Source organism: Gracilinema caldarium (assembly GCF_029265695.1).
Taxonomy (GTDB): Bacteria; Spirochaetota; Spirochaetia; order Treponematales; family Breznakiellaceae; genus Gracilinema; species Gracilinema caldarium_A.
This window is the reverse complement of record NZ_JAJUHW010000004.1, coordinates 100,047-117,327: the sequence shown is the minus strand read 5'-3', so window position 1 is coordinate 117,327 and position 17,281 is coordinate 100,047. Positions and strand designations below refer to the sequence as shown.

Here is a 17,281-nt window from a genome sequence, read left to right as displayed (position 1 = left end):
ATAGTGACCGACTTTTAAAATTAGATCAGTTATCCAAAAGCCTAGCTGTCGCTTCTAAATTGCCTGAAACTAGCGTATCCGATGTTGAATTAGATACAGCCTGTTGATGGTCTTGGTCTACGCAGACACCGCCTTGAGATATTTCACCCCCTGACTGTTCGCAGGTGGTCTTGAAATGGGCGATTCGGGCTTCCAAATCCTTGCCAATTGCAGCAAGCTGGTGGGCCAGAGAAATCGTGAGTTCCGCAACCTGAGACATGTCGTTATTTTTTTGCGCCATGGATGCCATGGCGGAACGGAGGCTCTCACTTACCTGATCAAGCTGTTCCATGGTGGCTTCTATAGATCGGGTATTTTGAGCCATGTTCCGGGATTCCTGGTTAATAGAAGCAGAAAGTTCCCGCAGACTTGTCATGGCGGTAAGTATCTGACGGCCCCCTTCGTTCGTCTCCGCAAGACTGTTGCTGATTTCCGAAACAGAACGGGATACTTCTTTTATTTTTTCTTCTATTTCGGCAAAGGCCTTATTCGTGTCAGCGCTGCCCGCCTTAGCACTCTCTATGGCTTCCACAATACCGCGAACAGAACCCGCTATTTCTTTAGAGCCTTCCTGGGAAGCTTCCGCAAGTTTCCTAATCTCATCGGCTACAACCGCAAAACCCTTACCAGCTTCCCCTGCATGGGCTGCTTCTATTGCCGCATTCATGGCAAGCAGGTTCGTCTGGCCGGCGATATTGTTGATGATTTCTATCATTTCCTCAATTTTATCAACCTGTTCAGTAATAGCCTCGACCCGTTCAAAGGCAGCGGAGAATACTTCCTTGCCGTCATCGGATATTTTGACCAGTGTATCGGCCAGTTTCTTGTCCTGTTCCGCAAGACGAGCCATATTGCCAATGGTTGCAAGCATTTGAGTAATGGAAGCGGTCGATTCTTCGACCATGGCTATCTGATCCGATAAGCGGGCATCGAGCTGGCCAACACCGCCGGTCATATCGCCGACTATGCTGCGTGTTTCGGCAATCCGCTGCTCCAGAAGCCGAGCCTGCTCTTCCACATTTTGAACTGCAAGTTCCATCTCTTGCAGCGTATGATTGGTGCGTTCGCTTGAATCGAGCAATTGGTTCTTTACCTGGTTATTTCGATCCGCCGCATCCTTAATACCAAGCAAAGCTTCATCCAAAGAATGGATGAAATCATTCATTTGCCGGGCGAGCCTTCCAATCTCATCTTTCGTTTTTATCGAAAATGAAACCGAAAGGTCCCCTTCCGCAAGAGACCGAATACCATCTGCAATTTTAATGACCGATTTTGCGATTGTGTTTGCAAAAATGAGCGAAAAGAGGGCAATAATAACAATAAGCACTACGATAATGGATAGGGCGACTATAACCGACTGCTGCTGAATCTGTTTAATTCGGGCGTCAATGACCTCTCCCTGTTCGGTTATGACATTAAGAGAAGACTCAAGGCTGTCATTCAGAATATTCACAAAAGAATCAAAGCGGCTTAAGTTAAACAATGCTATCTGAATGTCATGAGTGTTATTATTGATAATTGCGGTCCCGTCATAAAAACGCCGGAACACGATTTGATCTGGGAACGTAAACAAAGTTTGGGCATTCTTGTATAGTTCCTCATACATATCAACCACATTAGAAAGGTTATCATCATTTAGCTTCTGTAAACGTTCGATTACATCAAGGGCTTCTGCGAGGGTTTTATCCGTCTTTCTAAGATATGAAATCTGCTGCAGGTATTTAAAGGCCTCCCCAAATTTGACTCGGGCTGCATAAAACTTAGGACGTTCAGACATAAACATGGCCGAATCGAGCCGGTTAATTTCGGTTCGCAGCCCCATTATTGCAAGAGCCAGGTTATCAAGGACCTTCCGCTCCTTATCAATCTGAACAAGCGGAGCCTGCATAATAAAATACACCGAAGATGCACCGGAAATGAGCACTACCATTCCCAATACAAGCAAGACCAGTTTAGCGCGTATATTCATAAAGAACAGTATACCATTATTCTCCAAAAAGTAAAATTACTGTATAATCATTTTCAGTTGCATTGCAGCCGCCGCGCCAAATCGCAGATTTTAAGGTAATTGACAGAGCCTGGCGTTTATAGTATTTTTCATATATAGGAGATATTACAAATGAATCGTGAAGTAGATTTAATTATAATCGGAGCAGGCGCCGCAGGCCTTACCGCAGCACAATACGGCGCTCGAGCGAACTTAAAAACTGTTATGATCGAAGAGATAGCCCCCGGCGGACAGGCTCTACTCATCGACCACCTGGAAAACTATCCCGGATATATTGAACCAAAAAGCGGCTTTGAGTTTGCCCAGGACATGCACCGGCAGGCGGAGAAATTCGGCGCCGAATTTGTCAACGATACGGTAACCAAACTCACTAAAGAACACAACCTATTTACCGCCCACCTGGGCTCCGGGGATACCATGACCGCACCGGCAGTTATCCTCGCCACGGGAGCCAAGCACCGGCACTTGGAAGTCCCCGGCGAGATGGAGTTCCAGGGCCGCGGCGTTTCCTACTGCGGCACCTGCGACGGTCCATTTTTTAAGGGCAAAAAAATGTATGTGGTCGGCGGCGGCGACGCGGCCTGCGACGAAGCCCAGTACCTTTCCAACCTTTCGAGCCAGATCGTCATGGTCCATCGCCGAGATCGTTTCCGGGCCCAAAAGGCAATTGCAGACCGGGTACTCCACAATAAAAATATCCAGGTCCACTTTAATACCCGGATTGTGGAAATTAAGGGTGACACCAAGGTCCGCTCGGTAGTCTTAGAACGAACCGATACGGGCGAACGGTACGAAGATGATACAGAAGCGGTCTTTATCTTTGTCGGCTCCATTCCCCAGACGGACCTGGTTCCTGAGGCAGAAAAGGATGAAGCAGGCTATATCATTACCAATCAGCGCATGGAAACCTCTATAAAGGGCCTTTTTGCCGCAGGAGACGTCCGGTCCAGTCCCTTCCGCCAGGTTGTGGTGGCTGCCGGAGAGGGGGCTATTGCAGCCCATTGCGCATCCCAGTATATTGATGAAATCAGGGGTGAAGCATATAGGTGAAGCCTGGATTATATAAAAACGGTATATTTCTCCTATTCATTTTTATTTTCTCATACAATACTGCCAGCAGCATCGCCCGGGCGGAGGATTTTTACAGCCCCGGCAATCCGAATGAACTGGCGGCAAAACTCCTTGCAGGCATGTCAGATGAAGAAGCCCTGGCCCAGACCTTCATGCTGGGCTGGGTAGGAGCTGACCCTTCTCCGGCCATTATGGACTGGATCCAGAAACGCCGTATTGGGGGTATAAAAATATTCGGCTGGAATACCGAAGATACCTACCGGCTCGCTAACACGGTGGGGCAGCTCCAGAAGGCGGCTTTAACAAGCGAAAAAAAAATCCCCCTCCTTGTAGCGACAGACCAGGAAGGGGGCTGGATACGCCATGTAAAAGGCCTTACGAGCGAAACTCCGGGTAATATGGCCATTGGGGCTTCCGGTATTCCCCGGGACGCCTATATGGCGGGCTATTATATAGGCAGGGAACTGGCTGCCCTGGGCATCAACATGAATTTTGCCCCCTCGGTTGATCTCTTTACAAACCAGCAATCCGTACTCATCGGCCCCCGAGCCTTCAGTGATGATCCAGTTGCAGCAGGTATTCTCGGCATCGCCTTTGCCAAGGGACAGGAAAAGGCAGGTATCATCCCAACAGCAAAACATTATCCGGGCCATGGCGATACGGAACTCGATTCCCATGGGGTGCTTCCCGAAATTTTTATTCCCTTTGCGACCCTCTGGAACCGGGAACTGCTTCCGTACCGGATGCTCAGTAAAGAGGGAATCCCCGCCATCATGACTGGTCACCTGGCATTTCCGCTCACCAAAGGAGGGAATGAACCAGCCTCAATCAGCCCTTGGTTCATCACTACCATACTGAGAGATACCATCGGTTTTACTGGGCTTGTTATTACGGATGACCTATTGATGAACGGGGTAACTACTTCCGCAGGCAGTCTATCCCGGGCAGCTCAGAAAGCCCTGGAAGCGGGAAACGATATCATTATGATGTCCAAGACCCCCAATCTTTCTGACCCGGTGTGGAACAACCTTTTAGAAGCCATGAAAAGGGATCCAAAATTTCGTTCCAGGGTACGGGATGCAGCCCGGAGAATACTCATTCTTAAGCTCGATTACCTTCGCCGCAGCGCTGCCCCGCCCCTTTATCCTCAGACTGATGAAATAAAAAAACGGATTCCCGATCCCCAGGGCAAAGCCTTTTTCCTGGATCTGGCGGCCCGCAGTGTAACCCTCGTCTCTGGAACTAACCCGGCACCCCTCAATCCTACCCAAGCAGGCAAAGTGCTCCTTGCCTCTCCCTTTGAAGATTTTTTAACCATCGGGCTGCGGGCTTATCCTGATGCACAGCGTTTCAAATATCCCTATTCTGATGCAAGCTCCCAAACCGATAAGATCAATTTTATGTCCATGGCAAAATCTGCCGACACCATTATATTTTGCCTCGCCAACAGTTATGGCGTAGATCTCCTGCAGAGCATCCGTTATTCGGGGAAAAAGATAATTGTTATTTCCGCCCTTTCTCCGGTCCACCTCCAGCGTGTTCCCTGGAGTTCCAGCAGCATTGCGGTGTACAGCTATTCTCAGGAATCCTTTATCGCCACCTTTTCGGCCCTGCTCGGAAGGATACCCATGCAGGGAAGACTCCCTTTTGCGCTCAAAGGGAATACAAGATAGTCCATCATGCAAGACAGGGAGCTCTTACCGGCTAGCACCGAACAATATACAGAAGCGTGCCGGTGGCACAAAGCGAACAATAGGGACCTGGGAGCTATCGAAACTTTCTTAAGAGTCCATGAACCCTTTCTTGTGGCCGCAGCAAGCCGTTTTATTACCTATACCCAGACAGGAGCCCCACCCGGAGAACTCCTTATCTGTCAAAATGCAGACAATACAATCCAAAGCTTTGTATTCCGCTCAGGCGCCATACTCCACCCATTCTTTCATGGCTGCAGCAGCGAAAGAGCAGAAAAAATAATATGCAGAATGCTAAAACAGCAATTCTTTAAAAAAATATATTCGGTACAGGGTCTTACTGAGGATGTGCGGATCGCTGAACGAGCCCTGAAATCCAGCGGCTACAGCATGCGCGACTCTTTTGATTATTATCTCATGAACCTCACCGAAACAGTCCGCCTGCCGCTAAAACCGGATGGACTAGAACTCGTAGTTAATCCTACTCTGGAAGCACTCTACCAATTGCAGGCCGCCTATGAACAGGAAGAGGTTATACCTTCCCATGGCAGTTTCAGCGAAAAACACTGCCGGCAGGGGGTCGAGCGAATTTTACGAGAAGAACTGCTTGTCTATGGAGAGTACCAGGGGCTTCCTGCCGCCAAGGCTAATACCAACGCAGCGTCCTACAGATATAGGCAGATTGGCGGGGTCTATGTTCGGCCCGACCTGCGCGGCTTGGGTATTGGAACCTATGTAGTGGCAGCCCTGGTGGAACGGATACAGCAAACCGGCGCCGCGGTGAGCCTTTTTGTAAAAAAAAGAAACCAGTCCGCTATAAAGGTCTACGAAAAGCTTGGCTTTAAGACTATCGGAGAATACAGGATAAGCTACTATTGATGAAGATCCAAGGGCTATCCGAGTTCCTTTGCCCGCCGGTACGCCGCATCCACGGCAGCCATTACCGTGCCCCGGAAGGCCCGTTCCTCCAGGGCTGCAATGCCCGCAATGGTCGTTCCCGCAGGAGAGGTCACCGCATCTTTGAGCACCCCAGGATGCTGGCCCGTTTCTTCCACCATGGCGGCGGAACCCAAAACGGTCCGGGCCGCATAGCGCAGAGCCTTGTCACGGCTTAAGCCGGCCCGTACCCCCGCATCGGCTAGGGATTCAATAAAAAGGTACACAAAGGCAGGCCCCGACCCGGACAGGGCGGTCACGGCATCCATATATTTCTCTTCTATTCGATCGATAATGCCCGCTTCGCCTAAAATATGCTCAAGCTCTGCCACATCCGTGGCTTTCACATCCGCTGATGAAGCCAGGGCAATCATCCCCTTGGCAACCAAGGCTGGTGTGTTGGGCATAAGCCTTATTATCGGTTGGTTTTGCAAGCAGCCCGCTTCACCGAGGTGCTTCCGCATTGCCGCAATGGAAAGCCCCGCTACGATGGAAACCAGCACCGCAGCTCTTCCTTCCTGGATCCGCTGGGCCAGTACGGGGGCGATCTCCGCCAGCACCGCAGGCGCCACCTGGGGCTTTACCGCGAGGAGCACAAAACGGCCTTCCGCTGCGGCCTCCTTGTTCGCCGCCAGGGCGCCGCCGCCCAGCTCGGCAGCAAAGGCCGCTGCCTTAGTTGTATCCGCGTCAGTGACGCCAATAGCGGCCCCTCCGATCATCCGGGCGGCGGCCTTCATCAGCGCACCGCCCATATTGCCGCTGCCAATACAGGTAATTGTATATTTCACGGTTTGCCTCCCGGCGGAATAAAGGCGGTTCCCCGCTGGGTACCGCTGCGAAGAGCTTCCAATACCCGGCTTTTGCCCCCATGGGCAAGTATCATGGGAATGCCGTAAGAAAGAACTTTTTCGGCGGCTTCCAGTTTTGTTACGATACCGCCAGTTCCGAAACTGTTGGTGCTGCCCATGGAGATGGAAGACTTTAAGGCCGCCAGGTCCCGCACTTCTTCTATGAGTTCCGCATCCTGGTGTTCCTTAGGATTCTTGGTATAGACACCGTCAATATCGCTGAAAAGAATCAAAAGATCGGCGCTCCACAAAATAGCTGATAAAGCAGCAAGATTGTCGTTGTCGCCGATTTTAATTTCATCAACACAAACCGAATCGTTTTCGTTAATGATGGGAACCACCCCTTCATCAACTAAAGTAAAGAGGGTATTCCGCATGTGCAGGGTCCTTATATCGTTGGAAAAATCATCGGCAGTGAGGAGGAGCTGACCAATGTGTATATTTTTAGGCTCAAAGGCCTTGCGCCAGGCTTCCATCAGTTCCACCTGGCCGACCGCACAGAGGGCCTGCTTGTAGTGAATGTCCCGTTTCCGCTCCCATTTGCCGATGGTAGATATGCCCGCAATCCGAGCGCCTGAGGACACAAGTACAACCTGCTTCCCCTGGGAAAGCAAATCCGCAACCTGCTCGGCGAATTCAGCGAGGAACGCACGGTTTATGTGCCCCTGCTTGTCCGCCAGCGTATTGGACCCAACTTTTATTACGATCTTTCGGGCATCTTCAATTAATTGAGGTATCATAATAGCTTTTATAATTACTCCCGTATTTGACCTGTTCCCCGTACACGATACTTGATTGTGGTCAGGGCTTCAAGGCCCATGGGACCCCGGGCGTGGAATTTTTGGGTACTGATGCCGAGTTCGGCCCCGAATCCAAATTGGCCGCCGTCGGTAAAGCGAATGGAAGCATTGGTATACACACAGGCTGCATCAACCCGCCGTTCGAATTCCTGGCTCGATGCAAGGTTATTGGTGAGGATTGCTTCCGAATGTTTAGTGCCGTACCGGTTAATATGGCTGATGGCTTCGTCGAGGGTATCGACCACCTTAATGGCAAGGATATAGTCCAGGTATTCAGTTTCCCAGTCTGCTTCGGCAGCGGCCTCTACCTTGAGGGCCGCAGGCAGGTCTTTTGCACCGGCCAGTATGGCCCTACTGCGATCACAGCAGCGTAAGAGGACCCGACCCGCAAGCCGCTTGGCAAGGAGGGGTATAAATTGATGAGCCGCATCCCGATGGACGAGCAGGGTCTCCACGGCGTTGCAGGCTCCGGGTTTTTGGATCTTTGCGTTTTCCACAATGGCCAGGGCGCTTTCAAAGTCGGCGCTGGGCTCCACATAGATGTGGCAGTTTCCTTCTCCGGTTTCAATAACCGGTACCCGGGCATTGTCCACCACACGGCGAATGAGGTCCCGACCGCCCCGGGGAATAACCACATCCACCTGGCCCCGGGCGGTAAGAATTTCATCAACCTCGTCCCGGCTTCCTGAGTCTGCCAAAGCGACCGCATCGGGGAAGCGGTTCACTTCCGCAAGGGCCCTCTTCATGGTTGTAACCAGGGCTCGGTTGGACTCAAGGGCTGCGGAACTCCCCCGGAGCAGAATAGCGCAGCCTGCCTTGTAAGCTAGGCAAAAGGCGTCCACCGTAACGTTGGGGCGGGATTCGTAAATAATCGCCGCAGTCCCGAGGGGAACGGTTATCTTTTCTATAAAAAGCCCATTGGGTAAAGTCCAGCCGTCGAGGACCCGGCCGATGGGATCATCCTGCCGTATTACCACATCAATGCCATCGATCATTTCGTTGATTCGTTTGTCATTCAGGGCAAGCCGGTCTACCAGGGCTTCTTTCATGCCCGATGCGCGGGCCCGTTCAACGTCGAGCCGGTTGGCCGTCAGAATAGCCTGCCTATCTGCATCAATGGCCTTCATTACCGCCCTGAGACCTTCATCTTTTTCCTTCCGGCTCACCAATGCAAGGGCTTTTTGGGCTTCCCTGAGGGAAGCAAACACTGTATCGAGATTTCCCATCCTGTACCCCTTTTTACTCCCCTTCTCCGAGATAGGCTTTACGGACCCGGTCATCGGCCAGCAGTTCTTTGCCTGTACCAGAAAGGGTAATCCGGCCAGTCTCAAGTACATAGGCCAGGTCTGCGGCTTCCAGCGCAGCCTTGGCATTCTGTTCAACGAGGAGTACCGTGACGCCTGACCTGTTTATTTCTTTTATAATATCAAAAATCATTCCCACAATGATAGGCGCTAGCCCCAGGGATGGTTCGTCCATCATAAGCATTTTGGGTTTACTCATGAGGGCCCGGCCCACGGCAAGCATTTGCTGTTCTCCCCCTGACAGGGTTCCGGCCTTCTGCTTAATCCGTTCCTTGAGCCGGGGAAAGAGACTAAAGACCCGTTCCCTATCCTTTTCTATACCTTCCTTATCGGTTCGTGCATAGGCGCCGAGGGTAAGATTTTCCTGGACCGTCAGGTTCGGAAAAATCCGACGGCCCTCTGGCACAAGTACGATCCCCTGCTCTACGAGGCTTTTCGTAGGCTGGCCTAGGATATTTTTCCCTTCAAAGGTCACAGAACCGGAAGAGCTTTTAACAAGTCCGATAATAGCGTTCAGGGTGGTACTTTTTCCTGCACCGTTAGCCCCGATGAGGGTCACGATTTTCCCCGCGGGGACTTCGAGGCTGATGCCCTGAAGAGCATGGATGCCACCGTAATGGACCGACAAATTTTCTATGTTCAGCATGCGTCTGCCCCCAGATAGGCTTCGATTACCTTTGGATCTTTTCTGATATGTTCGGGACTCCCCTGGGCGATGGTTATGCCATAGTCCAGTACATACATCCGCTCGCAGACTCCCATGACAACCTGCATATGGTGTTCAATGAGGAGTATGGTAAGCTTAAAGTCCTCCCGGATCTTAAAAATAAAATCCATGAGGTCCCGGGACTCCTGGGGATTCATTCCCGCCGCAGGCTCGTCTAAGAGGAGGAGCGTAGGCCCCGTAGCCAAAGCCCGGGCTATTTCAAGGCGCCGCTGCTTGCCGTAGGGCAGCGAAGTTGATCGTTCATGGGCCTGGTCAGCCAATCCCAGCCGCTCAAGCAGGGTTATAGCCAGGTCTCTGGATTCCTTTTCTTTCTTCCTGTAACTGGGAAGCTTAAGAACTGCTTCTGCGAGGTTAGTACCCATCCTAAAGTGGTGGGCCACAAGGACATTTTCCAGTACGGTCATTTCCTTAAAAAGCCGTATATTCTGAAAGGTGCGGGCAATACCCAGATCAGTTATACGATGAGGCTTTAATCCATCAATCCGGTGGCCCTTAAAAAGTATGGTTCCCGAGCTCGGTTTATACACCCCGGTAATCATGTTAAAGGCCGTAGTTTTTCCAGCCCCGTTCGGCCCGATAAGACCAATAATCTGCCCGGGATCTATTTCGATATTCAGTTCTGATACCGCCGTAAGGCCGCCGAACTTCATGGTCAGTTGTTTAGTTTGCAATAGATGTTCCACCGCTAGCTCCTTGTTCGGCCCTTGCGGCCCAGGCTTCTGACCCAGCCTTCTATCATAGACCAGGATAACTCATGACGCCCCATAAGCCCCTGCTGGCGGAAGAGGATAACCACCATGAGGAGTATGGAAAAAACCACCATCCGGATCCCGGGGACACCGGGGGTCGAAAAGAAAATAAAATTAAGAGGCCCGTCGAGAAACCGGAGGGCTTCCATCAAAATAGTAACCACCACGGCGGCTATAATGGAGCCTGAAATAGAACCGATGCCTCCCAATACCACAATCAGGAGGATATCAAAGGTCTTGAGGAACATAAACTGTTTAGGATCTATAGTGGTAAGGTGATGAGCTAAGAGAGCCCCGCCGATACCGGCAAAGAATGACGAGATGACAAATGAAAGAAGCTTCATTTTGAACACATTAATGCCCATGGCTTCTGCTGCAATTTCATTGTCCCGAATCGCCTTAAAGGCTCGTCCATAGCTTGAGTGGATAAGGCTGACAATGAGGACCACCGTTACCACCGCGGTCCCCCAGGCCCACCACATGGTGGTAAAGCGGGGTAAGCCCTTTATACCCAGAGATCCGTTGGTAATACTTTGCAGATTAGTAAACACAACCCGGATAATCTCAGAAAATCCCAGGGTAGCGATTGCCAGATAATCGTCCCTGAGGCGCAGGGCTGGAGCCCCGATGATAAATCCAAAAAAGGCTGCCACAAGCCCCGCAATGAGCAGGGCGGGCAGGAAGGGAATAGTAATATGGGCCAAAAAAGGTTCTATGGGCTTGAGGAAAAAGTTCATTTCCTTTTGAGCCGTCGTCATGGTAAGAAGGGCGCAGGTGTAGGCACCGATAGACATAAAACCTGCGTGTCCCAGAGAAAAGAGGCCCGTAAATCCATTAAGGAGATTGAGCGACAGGGCAAGAATAATATTGATGGCACAGAGCTTAAATATCTGCATGGAAAAGGGATCCAGGAACGCATCGGCTAAGAAGAGCAGCACCACAAACAGCAGAGCTGCTCCGAGGGATAAATAAAGCCTTTTGTTCATACCTTTTCCCCCTGATTCTTACCCAATAGCCCGGTAGGCCGGACCAAGAGTACTATGATGAGTAAAATAAAAGCAAAGGCATCCCGGTAGCCCGTGAGATCCGGCAAAAAAGCCACGGTCATAATTTCAATGATACCCAAAAGGAAGCCCCCAAGCACGGCTCCTCCTATGGAACCGATACCGCCGATAACCGCCGCGATAAAGCATTTAAGGCCAGGCATGACTCCCATGAGAGGCAAAAGCTGCGGGTATTTCAGGGACCACATAATGCCGCCGACGGCAGCTAAAAGAGACCCTATGCCAAAGGTGAAAGAGACCGTTTTATCAACATCAATAGCCATGAGCCGGGCCGCATCCTGATCGGTAGAAACAGCCCGCATAGCCATACCAGTTTTCGTCCTGTGCACAATAAAAAGAAGGATCCCCAGAAGCGCAAAGGTTATAAGGGGGATAAAGAAACTCACACTTACGATTGAAACGCCGCCAATGTTGACCACGGTGGAAAAAAGTTCCGGCACTTTGAACGCCTTGGGCCGGGCATCGAATAGCACAATAGCAAGATTTTCTATTAAAAAAGAAGCTCCAATTGCACTGATCATGATGGAAATTTTAGGAGAATCCCGCAGCGGCCGGTAAGCTACCCGTTCTAGGCCGATACCAAAAAGGCAGGTCAGCCCGATCGCAACAATAAAAGCAACCCACCAGGGCATAATGGCCGCGGAGACAAGGTAAAACGCGATATACGCCCCCAGCATAAACACATCCCCATGGGCAAAATTGATAAGCCGCAAGATACCGTAAACCATTGAATAGCCAATAGCTATGAGGGCATACAGGCTTCCCAGAGAGAGGGCATTAGCTAAGTATTGAAAAAAGGTAGATAAATCCATAGGTCCTTCATGTAAATTGAAAGGGGTGTTTCGCTCTGGTTGCCACAACGAAACACCCCCGATGATTAAAATGGTTCCGAACTAACGGTATATCAGGGCTTTACGGTAGTCAGGTAATGGAATTTTCCGTCTTTTACGACCTTAATAACCGCGTCTTTTTCGGCATTCCGTTCAGCATTGATGGTAATAGAGCCGGCAGCACCTTCGAAATTGGTGGTTTTGGCGATTTCAGCCCGGATCTTAACTGGGTCAGTGGAGTTGGCCCGTTTAAGAGCGTCGAGGATCACCAGATATGCATCGAAACCGAGAGCTGCTACAGCAGCGGGCTCTTTGTTGAACTTAGCCCGGAATTCCTTAAGGAACAAAGCACTCGTAGCATTTATGGGCACATCGTTCGCAAAGAATGTAGAGAGTACCGCTCCTTCGACTTCCTTGCCGCCCACTTCAAGGAACGCCGCTTCGTCCCAGGTATCACCGCCAAGGAAGGGAGTTGTTATCCCCTGCTGCCGGGCCTGTTTAATAAGCAGAGCGCTTTCGGTAAAGTTACCGGGAGCAAAAATAACGTCAGGGTTCGCCTTTTTGATATTGGTAAGCTGGGCATTAAAGTCCTGGTCCCCCGTGTTGTAATCGGCTTGGGCAACAATAGCATTCGGATCACCGGTCAGCTTGATGAAGCTGTCGGCGAAGAATTTAGCCAGCCCAACGGAGTAATCGTTGGAGACTTCCCGAACAATGGCAGCCTTCTTAGCCCCCAGGTTTTTAAAGGCATAGGTTGCCATTACTTCGCCCTGGAAGGGATCCAGGAAACAGACCCGGAAATAGTATTCGTTGCCCTTGGTAACGTTAGGATTGGTACAGGATGCCCCAACGGCAGGGATTTTTGCTTCCGCAAAAATGGGTCCGCCGGCCATAGACAGGGAAGATCCCCAACTGCCGATAACAGCATTTACCTTGGCTTTCTGAGCAAGCATAGTGGCCGCATTGGCAGCTTCTACCTTGTCCGACTTATTATCAGCCACTACAAGTTCAATTTTATATTCCTTACCGCCCACCGTTACCGTGGGATACAGCATATTGGCAAGTTTAATTCCTTCTGCTTCGTCAGCGCCGCCCGCACCATTTGCGCCGGTCAAGGGTTCAAAGACACCGATCTTAATAACATTAGATTGAGCGCTACCTCCGCAACCTGCAAGAATGACAGCAAAGCTAAATACTAAGGACAGAGCAAGAAAAATTCCCATACTCTTTTTCATAACAGTTCCTCCTACTGTAGATTGCATAATAATTGCATAAATATAAATTGTCAATGTATTTTATAAATATTTATGCATTTCACTATACCAGAACAACTTATATAGACAAAATATATAAAACTGTTTATGATAGGATCTTCATAGGAGTTTTTATATATGGATCAAACCCTTTCGTATGTTCTGGTAACCCCCTATACTATTGCAAAAAGCCGAACCGGCGGGGTTATCGCTCGTTTACTTTCACGGCTGGATCTGGAGCTGGTCGGCGCTCAAATGATTGCTCCCGACGAGGCTTTTGTAAAAGAATATGCCGGACTTATCCGCAGCCAAAAAGATCCGTCTAATCCTAAAGCAGCGGATCTCCTGGCAGACTATGTAGAAAAAAACCTAGCGCCCTCAGGTGGACGGCGGCATCGATCTTTGCTGCTTCTTTTCCGCGGAACCGACGCGGTCCGCAAGCTTTCTGATATTGTCGGGGCCCTGTATCCAGAAAACATGGGTATTGAATCGATTACCGGTGAAACAATTCGGGATACCTATGCAGATATGATCGTAGATCCCAATGACCCGAATAAGGTAACCTATCTGGAGCCTGCGGTCTTAACTCCCCGCAGCCAGGAAGCGGCAGACCAAAACCTTGCTCTCTTTGCACGCTTTCTCAAGGGCCAGCCCAACATTATTGAAAACATGGCTTATCCGGATCCATCAAAAATCGAACGGACCCTGGTAATACTCAAGCCCGACAACTGGAAATACAATTCATCCCGTCCAGGAACCATTATCGATATGTTCTCCCGAACGGGTCTTCGGATTATCTCGGTAAAGGTACACCGTTTCTCTATTGCAGAAGCCCTCGAATTCTACGGCCCGGTAAAGGATGCGCTCAAGAACAAACTGAGTCCTATATTCGGTAAAAAGGCCAAGGAAATTCTAGAAAGTGAATTCAAAATCACCTTGAGCGAGAACACCGAAAAGATGTTAACCGATAGTTTTGGCGTGGAATATGCAATAGATCAATTTGAACAAATTGTTGAGTTTATGTCCGGAAAGAAACCGAGTGCATGTCCAGTAGAAGAAATGAACCAGCCCGGGTCAGTTAAATGTATGATCCTAGTCTATGAAGGCGAAAATGCGGTCAATAAAATTCGGGATGTGCTCGGACCGACAGATCCGCTTAAGGCACCCATGGGGACGGTACGACGCGAATTTGGCAGCAATGTGATGGTTAACACGGCTCATGCGTCGGATTCTACGGAAAATGCGAAACGCGAAATGGGTATTGTAAAAATCAACCATAACACCTGTATGGATGTTATCAATGCCTATTTTGCGGTAAAATAAAGTAGTTTTACTAGGACCTCAATATCTGGTGCAGCCAACAAAAAAGCCCCCTCCAACACTATGTTGCAGGGGGCTTTTCCTTTATCTTCGACTTATCGATTTACTTCTTTTCGATACCAATCAGTTCTACTTCAAAAATGAGCGGTGAATTGGGAGGAATAACGTTGCCAGCGCCGCTTTCACCATACGCAAGACTTGAAGGAATGAAAAATTTGTATTTGCTGCCCACGTTCATGAGCTGAATAGCTTCGGTCCAACCGGGAATAACCTGATCCAGGGGGAATACCGCAGGCTCGCCGCGATCTACAGAACTATCAAACTTGGTGCCGTCCATCAAAGTTCCCGTATAGTGAACCTTTACGGTATCGCTGGCTTGGGGTTTTGCGCCGGTGCCCTCTGAAATCACTTCGTACTGAAGGCCGCTCGCAGTAGTCTTAACCCCCGGTTTTTTACCATTGTCTTCGAGGAATTTGGTTTCCTTTGCTTTGTTATCAGCGGCTTTTTTCTCCTGAGCCTTAGTAATAGCTTCTTGAATGTACGAAGAGGCCTGTTCTTCGGTGAGCTTGAGTTTCTTGCTCTCCATATTATCCTTAAAGCCTTGCATAAACGCGTTATAATCCAGTTCAATACCCGTGTCTTTCACACTCTTGCCGAGGGCCATGCCTACTGCATAGCTTATATCTGCCTTGGAAGCTGGTTTTGTAGCGGTAGCATCTTTAGATGCATCTGCATTACCTTTTGCATTACAGGCGAATAAAACTGTGGAAGCTAAAACAAGCGATAAGACTGTCTTTTTCATACAAAGTATTCCATATTAAAGAATTTTCAGGTTCCAGGCACCTGAAGGCCCTGAAAGAGGGTCTTTACCAGCATACAGGGAAATATTAAAAGCCGCAAGAGGTAACGGAGCGACAGTAATAGGATTTGATTTCAGGACTCTGATAAAGAGAACGTGAGCTTTGCGACCGTTTCTTTTACCTGAATTCCTGTCCGCTTAATCATGAAATTGGCACCAATCTGTTTAGCCATCAATTGAACTACCTGTAAACCGAAACCAAGTGGACCTTGACCTGTGCTTTCATCGGGATAGCGCCCGCCGCTGTCTATCACTTGAACCGTTACAAGGGATCCATTTTTTTCAGCACTAATACGAATAAATCCTGTTTCACCGGATTTAAAAGCATATTTAAATGCATTGGTTAAAAGTTCATTGACGATAATACCTAGAGAAAAAAGTATACGAGCGTTCAGTACAATCGGTTCAAGACATTTTTCAACCTTAATAAAGGGATCGCTTGGGAACATGGCAACTAATTTATCAATAAGGGGAGAAAGGTAATCGCTCAGGGGCATCTCATTAGCGCCATCGGATCGGTAGAGCCGGTCATACAGAACTGACATGCTTTGGACCCTGTTTCTGGCTTCTAGCAGCGCAGCCTTTGCAGCTTCGTCTTGAACTGTTTCTGATTGCAGGGAAAGTATACTGGCAATAACGCTCATGTTATTTTTAACCCGATGATGTACTTCCCGCAATAAAAGATTTTTTTCTTCCAATAGCTGCTGCACTTTTCTTTCCGAAGAGCGCAGGCTTGTTATATCGTGGAGCAAGAAAAGAGTACCCAAAATTCTGGATCGGCTGTCTGCAATTTTTTTGACTGAAAGATCAAAGACCTTATTTTCACCTTGAACGGTGAGTTCCACATCCCGCTGGCCAGAGCCTAATTTGGCCTGGGCATCAAAAAAATCTTTCCATGGTGCGGGTAAAAAATCGTTGGGTATACCAACATAATTTTGCGAATTCAATCCGATAGCCTGGAGGGCTGCGGGGTTGCAATCTACTATTTGAGCCTGATTATCAAAAACGACCACCAGATCAGAAATATGTTCGAGCACCGTAGAACGGGCAATCGGCATAAACCCAAAGAGGCGGTATTTCATGAGGGCTACGAGGTATGCACCGCCGGTAAACACAATGGTGCTGGCTGCAAAATTATAGCCTTTTATAGGAGTGATATTGTTGGTAAACAATATTTCCACCAAGATAGGAATGAGAATCCCAATTATCAGCAGCATAGTGGATTGTGGTTTAAGAGCCCGGTCTCTTAAAGAAAAGAACATAATCAAAAGGGATGAGAGAATAACTATTGCATTATAGATGTTGCTCAACGTAAAGATCGGTCCAACTGTATAGTACAGGATTGGAATAACGCCCGAAGTATCCAGAGCAAAATCGTAACGGAAAAGGCGATGCCAGGGGCTTGTCATTGAAGCAATAATTGAGATGATTGGAATACTGAGAACCAGAACTACATTCCGTGTGGTAATCCAGCGTTCCTTTCCGCTGTATTCCAAAGCCATGTACAAAATTGCCGGCGCCATGAGCCGGGACGGAATATACATTGCCATGGAAAGAAAAAGCCGAAGCGGATACCACACGGTAATTATTGACAGTCCGTACAAGAAGGTCCACCCTGCACCGACCCACATCATGTAAATAAAGGGCCTGGAAGCCGGTGTTTCCGGATACTTTTGCACATACAGTGCAATAACGATACAAAGCACCGTGGCAATGATTAAGGGCCAAATGTAGGGTGTATACACAAACATACAATTAGTTTGACATTCTTTATTGTTTTCG

General features: G+C 49.1%; 15 protein-coding genes. 4 read left to right on the top strand and 11 right to left on the bottom strand.

Features of this window, described 5'->3' with window-relative positions; genetic code table 11:
• Positions 1 to 25 precede the first annotated feature (25 nt).
• On the bottom strand, positions 26 to 2,008 hold the full coding sequence (locus tag Q7P68_RS02740) for a methyl-accepting chemotaxis protein (protein ID WP_304222476.1): 1,983 nt from the start codon (positions 2,006 to 2,008) through the stop codon (positions 26 to 28).
• Positions 2,009 to 2,158: 150 nt separating this feature from the next.
• On the opposite strand from Q7P68_RS02740, the gene trxB reads away from it, so the two are divergent.
• The 3 genes from trxB to Q7P68_RS02725 are packed head-to-tail and all read left to right on the top strand — an operon-like array spanning position 2,159 to position 5,688.
• Positions 2,159 to 3,097, top strand: a complete 939-nt coding sequence (gene trxB, locus Q7P68_RS02735) for a thioredoxin-disulfide reductase (RefSeq protein ID WP_304222475.1) — start codon at positions 2,159 to 2,161, stop codon at positions 3,095 to 3,097.
• Positions 3,094 to 4,791 (top strand): glycoside hydrolase family 3 protein, encoded by a 1,698-nt coding sequence (locus Q7P68_RS02730; protein ID WP_304222472.1) that lies wholly within the window; start codon positions 3,094 to 3,096, stop codon positions 4,789 to 4,791. Before trxB ends, Q7P68_RS02730 begins: the two co-directional genes overlap by 4 nt.
• A gap of 6 nt (positions 4,792 to 4,797) precedes the next feature.
• On the top strand, positions 4,798 to 5,688 hold the full coding sequence (locus Q7P68_RS02725) for a GNAT family N-acetyltransferase (RefSeq protein WP_304222469.1): 891 nt from the start codon (positions 4,798 to 4,800) through the stop codon (positions 5,686 to 5,688).
• Positions 5,689 to 5,702: 14 nt separating this feature from the next.
• On the opposite strand, the gene proC is transcribed toward Q7P68_RS02725, so the two are convergent.
• The 8 genes from proC to Q7P68_RS02685 all read right to left on the bottom strand — a co-directional run bounded on the left by proC (position 5,703) and on the right by Q7P68_RS02685 (position 13,302).
• Positions 5,703 to 6,533, bottom strand: a complete 831-nt coding sequence (gene proC, locus Q7P68_RS02720) for a pyrroline-5-carboxylate reductase (RefSeq protein WP_304222467.1) — start codon at positions 6,531 to 6,533, stop codon at positions 5,703 to 5,705.
• On the bottom strand, positions 6,530 to 7,333 hold the full coding sequence (gene proB, locus Q7P68_RS02715) for a glutamate 5-kinase (protein ID WP_304222464.1): 804 nt from the start codon (positions 7,331 to 7,333) through the stop codon (positions 6,530 to 6,532). Before proB ends, proC begins: the two co-directional genes overlap by 4 nt.
• 14 nt (positions 7,334 to 7,347) lie before the next feature.
• The gene (locus tag Q7P68_RS02710; RefSeq protein ID WP_304222462.1) at positions 7,348 to 8,619 is read right to left on the bottom strand and encodes a glutamate-5-semialdehyde dehydrogenase; all 1,272 of its coding nucleotides are present in this window, start codon (positions 8,617 to 8,619) and stop codon (positions 7,348 to 7,350) included.
• A 13-nt stretch (positions 8,620 to 8,632) separates the two neighbouring features.
• Positions 8,633 to 9,343: an ABC transporter ATP-binding protein gene (locus Q7P68_RS02705; RefSeq protein WP_304222459.1), complete on the bottom strand. Its 711-nt coding sequence runs from the start codon at positions 9,341 to 9,343 to the stop codon at positions 8,633 to 8,635.
• Complete coding sequence (locus Q7P68_RS02700) at positions 9,337 to 10,107, bottom strand: ABC transporter ATP-binding protein (protein WP_304222457.1); 771 nt, start codon at positions 10,105 to 10,107, stop codon at positions 9,337 to 9,339. Before Q7P68_RS02700 ends, Q7P68_RS02705 begins: the two co-directional genes overlap by 7 nt.
• A gap of 2 nt (positions 10,108 to 10,109) precedes the next feature.
• A complete protein-coding gene (locus tag Q7P68_RS02695; protein WP_304222455.1) occupies positions 10,110 to 11,159 on the bottom strand; it encodes a branched-chain amino acid ABC transporter permease in 1,050 nt (349 codons plus the stop codon).
• The gene (locus tag Q7P68_RS02690; protein ID WP_304222452.1) at positions 11,156 to 12,049 is read right to left on the bottom strand and encodes a branched-chain amino acid ABC transporter permease; all 894 of its coding nucleotides are present in this window, start codon (positions 12,047 to 12,049) and stop codon (positions 11,156 to 11,158) included. The genes Q7P68_RS02695 and Q7P68_RS02690 overlap by 4 nt, the downstream gene beginning before the upstream one ends.
• 92 nt (positions 12,050 to 12,141) lie before the next feature.
• Positions 12,142 to 13,302 carry an ABC transporter substrate-binding protein gene (locus Q7P68_RS02685; protein WP_304222450.1) on the bottom strand — a complete coding sequence of 387 codons (1,161 nt, stop codon included), beginning with the start codon at positions 13,300 to 13,302 and terminating at the stop codon, positions 12,142 to 12,144.
• Between the two features lie 156 nt (positions 13,303 to 13,458).
• Here Q7P68_RS02685 and Q7P68_RS02680 point away from each other — a divergent pair, with 156 nt between their 5' ends.
• Entirely contained in the window at positions 13,459 to 14,643 is a 1,185-nt protein-coding gene (locus Q7P68_RS02680; RefSeq protein WP_304222447.1) for a nucleoside-diphosphate kinase, read from the top strand.
• A 100-nt stretch (positions 14,644 to 14,743) separates the two neighbouring features.
• Here the strand turns inward: Q7P68_RS02680 and bamJ are convergent, their stop codons facing one another.
• Together bamJ and Q7P68_RS02670 are read right to left on the bottom strand one after the other, a co-directional pair.
• Positions 14,744 to 15,442 carry a BamJ family beta-barrel-assembly machinery protein gene (gene bamJ / locus Q7P68_RS02675; protein ID WP_304222445.1) on the bottom strand — a complete coding sequence of 233 codons (699 nt, stop codon included), beginning with the start codon at positions 15,440 to 15,442 and terminating at the stop codon, positions 14,744 to 14,746.
• A 131-nt stretch (positions 15,443 to 15,573) separates the two neighbouring features.
• On the bottom strand, positions 15,574 to 17,250 hold the full coding sequence (locus Q7P68_RS02670) for a sensor histidine kinase (RefSeq protein ID WP_304222443.1): 1,677 nt from the start codon (positions 17,248 to 17,250) through the stop codon (positions 15,574 to 15,576).
• Positions 17,251 to 17,281: the final 31 nt, after the last annotated feature.

Excerpts from the sequence above, each read along its gene's own strand:
- Q7P68_RS02695 (WP_304222455.1), bottom strand. The coding sequence starts at position 11,159 with ATGAACAAAAGGCTTTATTTATCCCTCGGAGCAGCTCTGCTGTTTGTG.
- Q7P68_RS02685 (WP_304222450.1), bottom strand. The coding sequence starts at position 13,302 with ATGAAAAAGAGTATGGGAATTTTTCTTGCTCTGTCCTTAGTATTTAGC.
- Q7P68_RS02710 (WP_304222462.1), bottom strand. The coding sequence starts at position 8,619 with ATGGGAAATCTCGATACAGTGTTTGCTTCCCTCAGGGAAGCCCAAAAA.
- trxB (WP_304222475.1), top strand. The coding sequence starts at position 2,159 with ATGAATCGTGAAGTAGATTTAATTATAATCGGAGCAGGCGCCGCAGGC.
- bamJ (WP_304222445.1), bottom strand. The coding sequence starts at position 15,442 with ATGAAAAAGACAGTCTTATCGCTTGTTTTAGCTTCCACAGTTTTATTC.
- proB (WP_304222464.1), bottom strand. The coding sequence starts at position 7,333 with ATGATACCTCAATTAATTGAAGATGCCCGAAAGATCGTAATAAAAGTT.
- Q7P68_RS02690 (WP_304222452.1), bottom strand. The coding sequence starts at position 12,049 with ATGGATTTATCTACCTTTTTTCAATACTTAGCTAATGCCCTCTCTCTG.
- Q7P68_RS02725 (WP_304222469.1), top strand. The coding sequence starts at position 4,798 with ATGCAAGACAGGGAGCTCTTACCGGCTAGCACCGAACAATATACAGAA.
- Q7P68_RS02705 (WP_304222459.1), bottom strand. The coding sequence starts at position 9,343 with ATGCTGAACATAGAAAATTTGTCGGTCCATTACGGTGGCATCCATGCT.
- Q7P68_RS02740 (WP_304222476.1), bottom strand. The coding sequence starts at position 2,008 with ATGAATATACGCGCTAAACTGGTCTTGCTTGTATTGGGAATGGTAGTG.
- Q7P68_RS02670 (WP_304222443.1), bottom strand. The coding sequence starts at position 17,250 with ATGTTTGTGTATACACCCTACATTTGGCCCTTAATCATTGCCACGGTG.
- Q7P68_RS02680 (WP_304222447.1), top strand. The coding sequence starts at position 13,459 with ATGGATCAAACCCTTTCGTATGTTCTGGTAACCCCCTATACTATTGCA.